At 47.4% G+C, this 13,763-nt stretch carries 14 protein-coding genes; 6 read left to right on the plus strand and 8 right to left on the minus strand.

Translation table 11 applies throughout. The annotated features are described in order from the left end of the window. Positions 1 to 40 precede the first annotated feature (40 nt). From BLS14_RS22005 to BLS14_RS22035, 7 genes are all read right to left on the minus strand, one after another. Complete coding sequence (locus tag BLS14_RS22005) at positions 41 to 1,075, minus strand: LLM class flavin-dependent oxidoreductase (RefSeq protein ID WP_063567800.1); 1,035 nt, start codon at positions 1,073 to 1,075, stop codon at positions 41 to 43. 164 nt (positions 1,076 to 1,239) lie between these two features. Next, positions 1,240 to 1,551, minus strand: a complete 312-nt coding sequence (locus tag BLS14_RS22010; RefSeq protein ID WP_063567799.1) for an ArsR/SmtB family transcription factor — start codon at positions 1,549 to 1,551, stop codon at positions 1,240 to 1,242. Positions 1,552 to 1,698: 147 nt separating this feature from the next. Further along, complete coding sequence (locus BLS14_RS22015) at positions 1,699 to 2,376, minus strand: NAD(P)H-dependent oxidoreductase (RefSeq protein WP_072734868.1); 678 nt, start codon at positions 2,374 to 2,376, stop codon at positions 1,699 to 1,701. Between the two features lie 267 nt (positions 2,377 to 2,643). Beyond that, positions 2,644 to 3,102, minus strand: a complete 459-nt coding sequence (locus BLS14_RS22020) for a 2-thiouracil desulfurase family protein (RefSeq protein WP_063567797.1) — start codon at positions 3,100 to 3,102, stop codon at positions 2,644 to 2,646. A 60-nt stretch (positions 3,103 to 3,162) separates the two neighbouring features. Further along, a complete protein-coding gene (locus BLS14_RS22025) occupies positions 3,163 to 4,425 on the minus strand; it encodes a hypothetical protein (protein WP_090953957.1) in 1,263 nt (420 codons plus the stop codon). Then, entirely contained in the window at positions 4,422 to 5,000 is a 579-nt protein-coding gene (locus BLS14_RS22030) for an RNA polymerase sigma factor (protein ID WP_079695757.1), read from the minus strand. Before BLS14_RS22030 ends, BLS14_RS22025 begins: the two co-directional genes overlap by 4 nt. Positions 5,001 to 5,174: 174 nt before the next feature. Next, entirely contained in the window at positions 5,175 to 5,909 is a 735-nt protein-coding gene (locus BLS14_RS22035) for a class I SAM-dependent methyltransferase (RefSeq protein ID WP_090953959.1), read from the minus strand. 167 nt (positions 5,910 to 6,076) lie between these two features. Between BLS14_RS22035 and BLS14_RS22040 the strand changes: the two genes are divergently transcribed. After that, positions 6,077 to 7,432: an MATE family efflux transporter gene (locus BLS14_RS22040; protein WP_090953961.1), complete on the plus strand. Its 1,356-nt coding sequence runs from the start codon at positions 6,077 to 6,079 to the stop codon at positions 7,430 to 7,432. 136 nt (positions 7,433 to 7,568) lie between these two features. On the opposite strand, the gene BLS14_RS22045 is transcribed toward BLS14_RS22040, so the two are convergent. Then, positions 7,569 to 7,925: a FlxA-like family protein gene (locus tag BLS14_RS22045; protein WP_090953963.1), complete on the minus strand. Its 357-nt coding sequence runs from the start codon at positions 7,923 to 7,925 to the stop codon at positions 7,569 to 7,571. Between the two features lie 489 nt (positions 7,926 to 8,414). On the opposite strand from BLS14_RS22045, the gene BLS14_RS22050 reads away from it, so the two are divergent. The 5 genes from BLS14_RS22050 to BLS14_RS22070 all read left to right on the plus strand — a co-directional run bounded on the left by BLS14_RS22050 (position 8,415) and on the right by BLS14_RS22070 (position 13,754). After that, complete coding sequence (locus BLS14_RS22050) at positions 8,415 to 9,272, plus strand: carbohydrate ABC transporter permease (RefSeq protein ID WP_063567788.1); 858 nt, start codon at positions 8,415 to 8,417, stop codon at positions 9,270 to 9,272. Then, a complete protein-coding gene (locus BLS14_RS22055) occupies positions 9,269 to 10,153 on the plus strand; it encodes a carbohydrate ABC transporter permease (protein WP_063567787.1) in 885 nt (294 codons plus the stop codon). Before BLS14_RS22050 ends, BLS14_RS22055 begins: the two co-directional genes overlap by 4 nt. A gap of 53 nt (positions 10,154 to 10,206) precedes the next feature. Then, a complete protein-coding gene (locus BLS14_RS22060) occupies positions 10,207 to 11,589 on the plus strand; it encodes an ABC transporter substrate-binding protein (RefSeq protein WP_063567786.1) in 1,383 nt (460 codons plus the stop codon). 131 nt (positions 11,590 to 11,720) lie between these two features. After that, on the plus strand, positions 11,721 to 12,728 hold the full coding sequence (locus tag BLS14_RS22065; RefSeq protein WP_063567785.1) for a LacI family DNA-binding transcriptional regulator: 1,008 nt from the start codon (positions 11,721 to 11,723) through the stop codon (positions 12,726 to 12,728). 33 nt (positions 12,729 to 12,761) lie between these two features. Further along, positions 12,762 to 13,754, plus strand: coding sequence for an N-acetylglucosamine kinase (locus BLS14_RS22070; RefSeq protein ID WP_090953965.1), 993 nt, complete (start codon positions 12,762 to 12,764; stop codon positions 13,752 to 13,754). The last annotated feature ends 9 nt before the right edge of the window (positions 13,755 to 13,763 follow it).

Consider the following 13,763-nt stretch of genomic DNA (forward strand, 5'->3'; position numbering starts at 1 on the left):
GAGCCTTTTGTTCACGTCCGCTGTTGAGTTTATGCTTTTGTTATGCTTTTCCCGCCAGTTGAGCGATCAGCTCATACGAGTGCAGGCGTGCCTGATGATCATAGATCATCGACGTAATAATCAGCTCATCCGCCTGGGTCTGAGCAATAAATGATTCCAGTTGACCACGCACGGTCTCTGGAGAACCGTTCACAGCTGCTTTTAGCGTCTGCTCTACACCAGCTTTCTCACGATCTGTCCATTTGCCTTCCATATCGGCTGGTGGCTGCACCAATCCGGTTGTGCCACGAATAATGTTCAAGAACTGCTGCTGCATCGTTGTGCCAAGCCATGCTGCTTCTTCGTCGGTATCCGCCACGACAGCATTTACACCCACAATAACATGGGGTTCCTTCAAGTAATCGGATGGTTGGAAGCTGCTCCGATACGTTTCAAGTGCAATCCGGGTGTAATCCGGTGAGAAGTGGCTGGCAAAAGCAAACGGCAATCCCAGCTGTCCGGCGAGACGAGCACTGAAATCACTGGAGCCGAGCAGGTAAATCGGGATATTCAACCCTTCACCGGGTACAGCGCGAACAGGCGCGTGATACGATGTAGCAGAAGCATCGAAGTATGCTCTAAGTTCAGCCAGCAATTCGGGGAAATCTTCACCACTGTTCAGGTCTTTACGCAAAGCAAGAGACGTACGTCGGTCACTTCCCGGTGCACGGCCCAGCCCAAGGTCAATACGGCCTGGATACAGTGACTCTAACGTGCCAAACTGTTCGGCAATAACAAGCGGCGCATGGTTAGGCAGCATGATTCCGCCTGATCCGAGACGAATGGTCTTCGTTCCACCTGCAAGGTAACCAATGACAACCGAGGTCGCGGAAGAAGCGATGCCCGGCATGTTGTGGTGTTCCGCTACCCAGTAACGGTGATATCCCCAACGCTCGGCGTGCTGAGCAAGATCCAGACTGTTGCGAAGCGCATCCGCAGGTGTGGCACCTACTACGACAGGAGCCAAATCCAGTATGGACAATTTAACGTCGTTAATAAGTTTTTTATGGGATGAAGCTGTGTTTTCGGTAGACATAATAGAAAGATCTCCTCTTTGTTCATATTTTTATTTTTGTATATCCAGATATATAGATGTAAAAGCGCAAAAAAATGATGTGACAGAGCTGCTCCTCTAGCCGTTTACATCCGGACGGAATACCCGCCTGCACCTGCATTCTTGCTTCCGTCTCGGCGTCCGGCTTATAGCTCGTGCTGTACGTACTCGGCAAATTGACGAATGGTTTCTTCGTTGCGGCGATAATACGTCCACTGTCCCCTACGCTCGGAGATCAGCAACCCGGCTTTGAGCATGGTCAGCAGATAGCTGGATATGACGGATTGAGCCAGTCCGGCCTTCACCTGAATCGTTCCAACACATATGCCGCTCTTTCCTGCATCCGGATGCTGGGATAACTCCAGCGGTGGAAAGTGTTGCTCCGGGTTTTTGAGCCACAACAGAATCTGTCGACGTGTCTCGTTGGATAATGCTTTGAATATGAGTATAGGTTCCATGGGTAAGATTATACCGCCTTTCTTTCATTTTGCAAACCAAACAGACCGATTCGACGAAGGAACCGGCCTGCCAATAAATACAAGTGAATACGTTTAGAACTTGGTGCTGACCGTTTCTTTTACTTGTTCCAGCATGGACTGATAAGCTTAATCAATCCACTGCGTGATTTTATCCAAAGGCTGACGGGATTTCTCGCGTGGCGGATCTTCCGCCCGATAACCGAAGGCTGCCATGACGGAAACATCCCATTGTCCATCCTCAAGCAGACCTTCCTCTTCCAGAATACGATGTACGTCTTCATATCTAAACCCTTCAATTGGGCAGGAATCGATACCAATCAGCGCTGCCGCAGTCATCATATTACCGAGAGCGATGTAGGTCTGTTTGGACGCCCAGTCAAATAAAGTACGCGGGTTCTCAAGCATTCGTTGGTTCTTTTGAAATTTGCCATAAGCTTCACGGGTCAGCTCAAATACGTCATCCGGCATGCCCTTGATTTCTTTCAGCATATATTCCGCGTAAGGCGAGTTATAACTCGCCTCAGACCGCGCCAGAATGACAATAAAATGGCTTGCCTTCGCCAATTGTTTCTGAGCCCCGGAAGAAACTTCGGACAGACGCTTACGGAAGTCCGGGTTCTGCACAATCAGAAATTTCCATGGTTCCAAACCAATTGAGCTTGGCGACAACCGTCCCGTTTCTAGAATAAACTCAAAATCTTCAGCCGAAATGATACGTGAAGCATCAAACTGTTTGGTTGCATGCCGAAAATAGTAAGCGTTCAAGATGTTTTCTTTCGAAATGGCTTTTGCCGAGGCTTCCATATGATCTGCACATCCTTTTCTTGTTTATGTTCCTGTTTATGGTCTGAACTTGAATACCTGAGTATTATTTTAGAGTTTATAATCAAAATATAAAAGTACGCACAATAATGTTTCTTAGTATATAAAAGTAACTATTATTTCTAACAAGGTTTTTTCGATAATCAAGTGCATGCCCTGTTGTAACAAAAAAACAAGTCGCCATGGATCTGCTGCTCCCCAAGGCGACTTACCTGTAATTCGTATCAGAGATTATTGTGATTACGACAATTACAACTGTTCCATGAACTCATTTTCCGAGATAACCGTAAATCCCTCTTGCCGCAGCAAAGCAGAAGTAACCCCTTCGCCCACGACTTTGTGGTTGGCAAAGTTGCCATCGTAGATCATCTGTGTACCGCAGGAAGGACTGAATTCTTTAAGCACCACACAGGTGACATCCAGTTTTTGCGCCCATTCAAGTGTCTGATAGGCTCCTTTAATGTACAGATCCGTGACGTCATTGCCACTCTTCTCAATCACCTTGGCTGTACCTGCCAGCACATCCTTACCCGTACCGCCGATAATTTCAGCTGGCTCCCGCGGGGTGGAAAACCCTCCAAGCAGCTCCGGGCAGACCATCTTTGCCTGTTCCTGCTCCACAAGCTCCTGAATCTTTGCATCCAGACTCGCTGTTCCGTTGTAACGGCAGGCTACGCCAGCAAGACATGAACTCACCAAATATTTCATCGTTATGCTCCTTATGCTCCAATCATCTATTAAATTGATTGTACCATATGAAATCAAGTCTTAGAGGTTGGCATCCAATGTGATCATCGTAATCCTTGCATCTTCTTCATATCGAACCTTAAAAGTATGGTAAACCTCTGTCTCTGCTGAACGGAATGTGACCATTCCAAGCGTATTTGGATCTCTTTCAAGTTTATATAGATCAAGGTCGATTTTGAATATTTGTTTGATTATTGGTGCTGCATTCTGCCTGATTACACTTTCCTTCATGTTACGTAACTTCTCAAAGTAATGCTCATACTCTTCCCGAGTTTCAAGGTCTGGAATCCCTCTCTGGAAATCCATAACAGTATATTTATCGCTAAACATCCCACCACTTCTACTTACTAAATAACGATCTCCAAAATACAGGTCTGTTGTATCTTCAAGCGTCTTGCCATTTTGTTCAAAAATTATATTTTTCAAATCAGGTGCGGGCTCACCAGACAAGGCTTCAATCGACATTCTGGCTTCTGTTATTAAATCTTGTGATACAGTATCTGAACTCACACTACCAGAAACGGATACTGCTTCATCCCTTGTCCATTCGATACTGCCACTGCCCCTACTATTCTCCAAAAACAATGTAGTGAACCATACCGGTTTTTCCTGACCCTGCTTCATTTTCACATAACGTCTTGCTGAGATCGGTTTTAGCGTAGGGTCACTGTTTATCCCTTCAAGAAGTGAAGGAATCTGGCGCAAATAACGATGCTCCAGCTCATTAGCTGCCATCTCCCGTCTCATCTGTACCTCACGTAGATTGCCTGTTGCCGCATCAAGCCAGATCAACGCATATTCTGCATCGCCTTCTTTTCCAGCCTCGACGGAGACTCTTCCAGAGACAGGCAGGTCCTGCACTTTGGTTATACGTAATTGTTTGCCAAGATAGTCTCGCATCGTGACGGCTACATTCTTTTTCATCTTGTCAGTGAGCAGGCTCATGCCGGCATCATCGGTATATTGCAGCGCTGCTGTGGGATATACTTTTTCAATTACAGGCTCCACAATCTGTCCGTTCCAGAGAATGACCGCCGCTGCCACGGCTGCAATCGTCGTGCACGCCATAACAGCTCTGCGGGAGCGAAGACGGCGTCTGTGTTGATTGGGCAGGGTGTTTTGCTCGGCGGACTTATCCCCAACATCACTCATTTTCTGTGCAGATCCCGATTTGAGCCAGGCTACCTGACGAAGTACGTTCTGTTTATGCTCCTCGGTAAAAGGAGACGCCGCAAACGGCTCCTGTTTGACTACTTTTTCCCATTCGTCATCCATATGTTTCATTCACTTCGCTCCTCCCACTGTTTCCGTACTTTGGCCTTCGCTCTGGACAGTCGCGATTTGACCGTTCCCGCGCTGATGCCCAGCATTTCCGCAATTTCACTCGTCTTAAGCTCATACTTCAGATGCAGCAAAAGCAATTCCCGGAATTTGTCCGGCAGAGCCATGATGATGTCCCAGATTTCGTGAATGTGCTCCCTGCTAATCGCCTCGGCTTCGGCAGAGGGGTGAACCCATTTTTCAGGCTTCATCTCACCCATGCTCGTATTCACCTGTTCCGTGGGGATTGGCAGTGTCTCTCCCCATAAACTGCTGCGAAAAAATCTGGATTTCCGGTATGTAAATGTCGTGTTCCTAGTGATGGTCAGCAGCCATGTCTTCAATGAGCATTCTCCTCGAAAATGGGCGATCCCGGAATATGCCCGGATAAACACTTCCTGTGACAATTCATCCGCCTGCTCGGTACTTTTGGTCAGAAAGTACGCGTAGTTCCATACGTCGTTCCCGTACTCATCCATCATGCTGCTAAGTGTGTAATTGTCGATCGTCTGAGCGTGTGCCAGATATTGATAGTCCAACTGATATTCACCTCACTTAATAAGACTACGTCCATTCGGATTTGGTTCCCAAACGGTTTACTTCTTCTCCCTCTCCTACAAAATAAAATAAACCAGCAAAGTCCAGATGTACTGAACGCGCTGGTCTATCGAGTATAAAACCCATAAACTTCATTTTGATGCCGAAGCTGCTGCTCAAGCCTTAACCGCGGCAATCATCAGAAACATCGGTCGACGATTCTCGTCTCGCATACCGGGAACCTGCTCCATCATCTCAAGAGATGGCTTGGACTCGGCTACCTGTTGAATGACAAAACCAGCTTGAATCAATTCATTCAGATGAGTCGCCATCGTACGATGATATTTCACCACGTCCTGATTCAGAAAGTTCGCTACCCGCTGCCCTTCCTCTTGATAATGATCCACAGGCCAATGCAGTATTTCACCTTGAGCTCCATAATGCCAGTCCTGCTCCGCCCGCGCCGTGAAGATGGGATGTTCCGCAGATAAGACAAATGTACCTCCTTGAACAAGACATGCATTGATTTTGGCGTATACCTGATCCAGACGCTCGATATAATGCAAAGCCAGTGAGCTGATCACCACATCAAATTGTCCGGGTGCAAAATCAATATCCTCAATCGCCATACGCTGGTACTCGATCTGAGGATCATCCGTCATCTCGCGTGCACGTTGCAACATATTTTCAGACAAATCCACGCCAACCACAGAACTAGCGTGTTGCTCACGTGCATATCGACAGTGCCAACCAAAGCCGCACCCCAGATCCAATACGTTCTTGCCCTTTAATTCAGGCAGCATCGTTTGCAGTTCATGCCACTCGCCAGCAGCCTCCAACCCTTGGGTAGATCGAGCCATCTGACTGTAATTGCCGAAAAACTCAGCTTCATCATATTTGTTTTGCTTCATAAAGAGATTCCCTCCCGTGTCATAAAAGATGCTCTATTAACTCTACCATATAAACGATCATCTTTTGGAAAAGTTGCCAACCAAATTCTCGGCATGTTATTATACAGAACGAACGTTCAGTATAATATAATATAGAACGAACATTCAGTATACTAACGGAGGTCATCATGAACACAAATTGGACGCATCCATTAGAAAGGCAATCTGTAGGTAAGGCATTTGTAAGCTACCTCGTGCCTTCCATATTAGGGATGCTCGTTATCGCTTTCAATTTTATTATCGACGGCATTATGGTTGGACACAAACTAGGTTCTACAGCGTTGGCGGGAATCGGGATTGCATCTCCTGTCTATACGCTTTTTGTAGCTATGTCGCTATGGATCGGAATGGGCGGGGCAACCTTGTATTCCACCTATATGGGTAAGAAGGACCCCACGACAGCGAAACAAATCTTCACCAAATCCATTACGATTATTTTGCTGATTACAATGGTTATCGGATATACGGCATATACTTTCAGAGATAAGCTTGTTTTGGCCCTTGGTGCCAATACTGAAACATTCCCGTTTGCTGCGGACTATATGAATATTATGCTGTTGTTCGGTTTTGTCTTCACCATTGAGAATGCACTCACTATTTTTGTTCGTAACGACAGCAATCCCAATACATCCATGTATGCTCAGATTACATTTGCGGTAGCCAATATTGTGCTTAACTATATAACGTTATACGTACTGGAATGGGGCGTTCGTGGCGTCGCGATTGGTACAATTATATCGGCATCTCTGGCGCTTCTTGTGTTGCTGACTCACTTTTTCAGAAAAAATAATAATCTCAAATTCACTCGCTTCAAATGGAATACCAAACTGCTGGCTTCTATTGTACTCATTGGGTTTCCAAGCTTCCTTGCTGAACTAGGCATGTCCGTCTTCTCCATCTCTCACAACATCTCACTGGATCGGATTGCGGGCACGGATGGCGTGGCATCTTTTACAGTCTTGAACTATATTCATGGTGTTGTACTGCTCGCATTTCTCGGTCTAGCCTCCGCTGCCCAACCTTTGGTCAGTTATTATCACGGAGCCAAACAGATGGATCGGGAAAAACAGACCATTCGTTTAGCCTCCAGAACGGCTCTGGCATGTGGGGTCCTGCTATTACTCGTTGTACAACTGGGCGCACCTTATTTTGTGCAAATCTTCGGGAACTTCAGTGCCAGCGTGACGGATAACGCCGTGTACGGTTTGCGAATATTTACTTTTGCATACTTGTTCATGGGTATTAACTTTGTCATGAGCACGTACTTTCAATCTGTCGGAAATGCCAAAATGGCCATCTGGATTACAGCTGCACGCGAGATGATTATTATGGTTGCTTTGATTGCGATCCTCCCTTCATTCTTCGGTGTTACTGGCGTTTGGCTTGCCGTTCCGCTATCCGAGATGGTGGTTCTGGTGACTATCGGCATGTACTATAAAAAAAGAGCCATCTCTGAACGGATAAACGGTTTAACGATTGAATAAAACATGTACATGTGAACAACCAAAAGACCTGCTTGATCTATAGAGATCAGGCAGGTCTTTTGGTTGTTCTAGTTCCCTCTAAATTAACGATTTGCTCGTTCGTTTAATATGTTTTTAATAAGTTTTATATTATATCTTATACCCGAATATCAAATCGGCCATTGCTGTCCGTCGTTGCATTTGCAATTTCTTGCGGGGATGCTGCTTGCATACCATTCGTTGGTGGTTTGGCCGGCGGCGCTTCTTTGGTTCCGGTTGTCCCGCTGCTCTGGGAGCTTTGCTGCGAGATTTGAGCTTCGATTTGCTTGATTTGCTGCTGCAGCTGCTTCGTTTTGGTCTCCTTGGTTTTATCATCGTCCTTGCTGGATTGCACTTTCTCCAATTCGGCCTCAAGCTTCGTCTTTTGTTTTTCCAACTCACTTGTGCTGTTTGAACTGGATGAAGACGTGGATATGTAGGATGTCGTGGAACTTGCTGCTGAAGAAATATTCATTGTTGATCTCCTCCTCTTTCTTGGTTCCACTATATCCCATCCAGACGATAGGAACGTTAAATTCAACTGAAAGGTTGCTGAATGATTGGCGCCGGCCATTTCTAGTTTTTCGAACAAAGTTACCCGATCATTTTGCGAAAATTTCTTCCAAGAAATTTCGTGAATTTTCGAGGGCTTGATTCCCCCAAAAAAACCTTTCTAAATCAGCCTTTATCAGGCGTATTGAAAGAACTTCCGAAGCACCAATGAAGGTAGCGCTTTCAACTATCCAAAAAAAGGGTTGATAATTGAGAAACCATCCACTATGATAATCTCATCAGTCCGGATAATAAAGTTAAAGCACTTTAACTTTCAATTACATAACATCACATGAAACCTTTTTATTTCGGGGAAACTCAACTATGAAAGTTAAAGCGTTATAACTTTATATCAAATAGAAAGGTTGGTGTTTATGTGACCCATCGCGAAAGCCGGCGGCAGACATTTTACATGTACCTCTTCATCTCTCCATGGCTTATCGGTTTCTTCGTGTTTGCCTTGTATCCGATTCTGTCATCCCTTTATTACAGCTTCACGGACTATGACATTATCCACCCGCCGAAATATGTCGGACTCGCGAATTACAAAGAAATGTTTCAAAATGACCTATTTTGGAAATCTGTTGTCGTAACGGTACGCTATACATTTATCAGTGTACCGATCCAGCTGCTGCTGGCACTGGGATTTGCTCTCCTGCTCAATGCGAAAATACCGTTTCGCGGATTTTTCCGCACGGCCATGTATTTTCCGAGCATGGTATCCGGCGTCGCCATGTCCTTGCTATGGTACTGGATTTTCAATCCATCGATCGGTCTGTTCAATTACGTGCTGTCCTGGTTCGGCATTAGCGGCCCAGCTTGGCTCATGAGCCCCGATTATGCGCTTTACGCTCTGATGATTATGTCCTTCTGGACGGTGGGCTCAGGCATGATTTTGTTCCTTGCGGGACTTCAGGGCGTTCCTTCAAGCCTCGTGGAAGCCGCCAAGCTTGACGGTGCGGGACGTTTCCGGATTTTCCTGAACGTAACGCTGCCCATGATTTCACCGGTACTTTTGTTCCAACTGATTATGGGCGTCATTGATTCCTTCCAAGTATTTACGCAGGCGTATGTAATGACCCAAGGGGGTCCAAACTACTCGACCTGGTTCTACGTTTACAACCTGTACACCAGCGCCTTCAAGGAATACAGAGCGGGCTACTCCTCGGCACTCGCTTGGGTACTGCTGATCGTCGTCATGGCGTTTACGGCGCTTATTATCAAACTCTCGAACCGTTATGTTCACTATGAAGGAGGCGGACGCAAATGAGTACGATTCCGACTGCCGGCCCAGGGGCTTCACCTTCTGTGAATAAACGCCGGCGCAAAATCGATGCGGTTAGCATTGCCAGCTTCATTGCCCTGGTGGTCACCACCTTTCTCATGCTCCTCCCTTTGTTTTTCATGGTCTCTACCTCACTGAAATCGAAGAAGGAACTGCTGACGTTTCCTCCGACCTTTCTGCCGGAGTCCTGGCAGTGGAGTAACTACAGAGAAATTTTCGACACGCTGAACTTCGGTCAAATGTATATGAACAGTCTCATTATCGGCATTTTGACTGTTGTCGGCACCCTGTTTTCGTCGGCGCTTGCAGGCTATGGCTTCGCCAGATATCGGGGCAAGGGTAGCAACTTGTGGTTCATGCTCATGCTCAGCACCATGATGCTTCCATATCCAGCGATTATGATCCCACAGTTCATTCTCTTTTCCAAGCTGAACTGGATCGATACCTTCCTGCCGCTGATTGTCCCTGCGTTTTTCGGTTCAGCATACAACATCTTTTTGCTGCGACAGTTCTTTACCACGCTGCCGGATGAGCTGTTTGACGCCGGACGTATCGATGGCTGCAGCGAGTTCCGGATGTGGCGACAGATTGCTTTGCCTCTGTCTGGTCCAGCACTTGCAACCGTTGCGATCTTTGCCTTCATCTACAGCTGGAATGACCTTTTGACACCTGTGCTCTATTTAAGCTCATCGGATAAGTTTACGCTTCCGGTCGGTATGTCTTCCTTCACATCTTCGCGTTTTCGAATTCCGCCGTGGCATCTGCTCATGGTCGCCTCCGTACTCGCCATGCTGCCGATCGTGACCCTGTTTGCGATAGCCCAGAAGCGGTTTGTGGAAGGAATTGTACTTACAGGCATCAAGTAAAGACTCCGCCGCAGGGGCGGCAAAAAACTTGAATATATGGGGGACTGTAATTCATGAAAACGATAAGGATCAAAAAGTCTTTTACACTTTTGCTTGCGACCAGCATGCTCGTCGTATTGGCTTTGTCCGGCTGTAGCGGCGGCAAATCAGCGGGAGATGTCGTACCTGGTAACGATGGCGATAGCGCTAACTCAGGTGGGCAAGTAACCATAACGCACTACACCATCGATTCCGAGGATCGCACTTTTATCGAAAAGCTCGTTCCGGATTTCGAAGCCCAACATCCGAATATTAAGGTGAAAATCGAGAAAGCTCCTTACGAGCAGTTCGACAGTAAACTTCAAACGCTGATTGCCGGGGGCAAATCGCCTGACGTCACAAGCCATTATGGATACGGCGGTTTTGCAGAGTATTATAACAAAGACATGCTGCTTGATATGAACGACATTATTAAGGAAGACGGATTTAAGGCGTCCGACTACAACATCCCGGATGATCTTATGAAAATCTACACCGTCAAAGACCAAGTCTACGGTATTCCGGTCAACATGTACGTCTCTCTGATGCTCTACAACAAAGACATGTTCGATGCTGCTAACGTTGCTTATCCTCCAAGCGATTACGAGGACAAGAGCTGGACGTTTGACAAAATGGTCGAAGACGCGAAGAAAATGACGCATGTATCCAATGATATTGCCAAAACTCAATATGGCGTTGACTTCACATGGTCCGAGCGCGATATGCGCCCGCTCTATTTCGGAGCTGAACCCTACTCCCAGGATACCTGGACCAACGGCGGCGTACCATCCGAGACTTATTTTGATTCGCCTGAAGTCATCGCAGCCTATAACAAGTTGTTCAACCTGATCTTAAAAGATAAAGTGTCTCCGACAACGGAATGGAGCAAAAGCGTAGCGGGGCAAAACGGCGATGCGTTCGTAACCGGCAAGGTGGGTATGACCGTCAGCGGCTCATGGAGCCTTGCGGGCTCCAATGACTTTCCTTTCAAGGTTGGCGTGGCTGCAGTGCCTGCCGGCGGCAATGACAAGGTCCGCAGCGTGCTGTTCGTCGATCCGCTCTTGATTCTGAAGGGCTCCAAACATCCGAAGGAAGCTTTTGAATGGATCAAGTATCTGGTCAGCGACGAAATTCAGGAAAAATCCATCGACCTGAGCGGTGGTAACCCTCCAGTGAATACGAAGGCAGCCGAAACCTATTACAAGCATTTTGATGGCATCGATGCGGCAGATGTGAAGAAGGTTTACGAAGGCGCTGTGAAATACGGCTTTGAATCCTATAACCACCTGATCACCCACTATTCTCAGATCAACGACATGTTCATTAATGAGATGCAGCCGATCGATACCGGACACAACACCGTTGAAGAAGTGATGCCGACGATTCAGAAAAAGGTCATGGAAATTATCAAACGTTAACGCTAGACATTGTGCCGTCCTGCAAGGGGCGGTGCATCTATCAAATTAGCTTCGCGGCTAAGCCTCCGTACATGTATACTATTGTTAAGTCAATATAAAGTACGGAAAATCTGCCGCAAGGAGAATAAACAATGAAGGTTAGTATATTTGATGTTGCAAAGAAATCAGGGCTGTCCGTCGTAACGGTCTCACGCGTCTTAAACGGTGCCGAATCCGTGCGAGAGAAAAATAGGCAAAAGGTTCTGGAAGCCATCAAGGAGCTCGATTACCATCCCAACGCTGCTGCGCGGAGTTTAGCTCGCGGTAAGACAGGAATCGTCGGCTTGATCATGACCACTCTTCAGGATTCCTTCTTCGACACCGTCGTTAAAGAGCTGAACGAAGTGCTTGCACTTCACGGCTATTTTCTGGCCGTTTCGGTCTCTACCGGCATTGGCTCCGATGAAACCCATTACCTGATCCAGGAGGACCGGGTAGACGGACTTATTCTGCTCTCGCCGATGGAAGAGGATAACTACATCGTGGAACTGAAGCGGCGTAATATTCCTTATGTCCTAATCGACAATCAGAAGCCGGAGAATGATACTTTTTCGGTAACGATCGATAACTACAAAGGTGGCTATGCCGCTACGAAGCATCTGCTTGATCTCGGCCATACCTCCATCGCGCACTTAAGCGGACAAAACATGTTCCGCAGTACGAGAGAGCGTCGCAGCGGTTTCCTGCAGGCACTTAAGGAAAAAGATCTGGCTCCATTTGAAATGATCACGGGCGATTTCGAAATCGATTTTGGTTATGACATCTGCCGCAAATGGCTGCGTGAGGGACGCCTGCCTTCCGCGGTGTTCGCGGGCGATGATCATATCGCGCTTGGGGTCGTGAACGCCCTCATGGAAGAAGGCATCAAGGTGCCTGAACAGGTAGCTATCGTCGGCTATGACGATCAGTATATTTCATCCAAGCTGCACCCCCATCTGACAACGGTCCGGCAGCCTGCCGACCGCATTGGGGTCGCCGCTGCGGATATGCTGTTGAAACGCATGGACGGTACGATGAAACGCGGGGCTAATGTAAGGATCGATCCTGAACTCATCGTGAGAGAATCTACTGGATCACCAACAAAAGGTACAACCGGATAAAAAATATAACCTTATATATAGGAGTGACGACCATTGGCTTACTACTTGGGAATCGATGGGGGAGGAACAAAAACATACGCCCTGCTGACCGATGACTTCGGCAATGTGCTTGGCAAAGGCGTGGGCGGCAATGGCAATCACCAGATTGACCGCGCCTTGGCCGCACAAAGCATACGGGAAGCTGCAGAAGGAGCTCTAAACGAAGCAGGACTGCGGGTTCATGAAATCTCGCACACCTATTTCGGACTTGCAGGCGCAGATCGGGAGGTAGATTACCGAATCCTGCACCCTCTGGTTCAAGGAATCGGATTCACCCAGAACTACTCGATTAACTGTGACACGATGATCGGTCTGCGCGCAGGTACGAACCGGCCTTACGGGGTCGCGCTGATCTGCGGCACAGGCACCAACTCCGCAGGCCGCAATCCGGCAGGAGAACATATACAGGTCGGCGGTTTTGATTATATGTACGGTGATTTCGGCGGTGGCGGTTCCCTCAATATTGAGGTGTTCCGCTCTGTCATCCGTTCTTGGGACGGCCGTGAGCAGCCAACGCTCCTAACTCCCCTGCTGCTGAACTTCCTTGGATATGACAGTGTCAGCGACATGTTCGATGACTTTCAGGATCACGGCAAGCATGTGCCTGTCCATGTAGCAAAGCTGCTATTTGAAGCTGCCGCAGAGGACGATGCTGTAGCTCTGGAAATTCTGAACCGTCAAGGCGTAGAGCTTGGCAAATCAGCGGCTGCGGTTATCCACAAACTTGGAATGGAAAAGGACGCCTTTGACGTTATACTGGCAGGAAGTCTGCTAACAAGGGGAGATCGCGGCTGGATACGTAGCAAAATTGAACAGACTGTTGCAACCATCGCTCCAAATGCGACCATCGTAACGTTGGCCACCGAGCCTGTTGTTGGTGCCTTATGGTCTGCTATGGATGCGGCCGGACATGCGGTAAGCCAGGATGTATATGACAAAATGCGTGCCTTCCGTGACTTCGAACATATTAAGCAAACAACAAGATAAACGTCTATA

Source organism: Paenibacillus sp. OK060 (assembly GCF_900101205.1).
Lineage (GTDB): Bacteria > Bacillota > Bacilli > Paenibacillales > Paenibacillaceae > Paenibacillus > Paenibacillus marchantiae.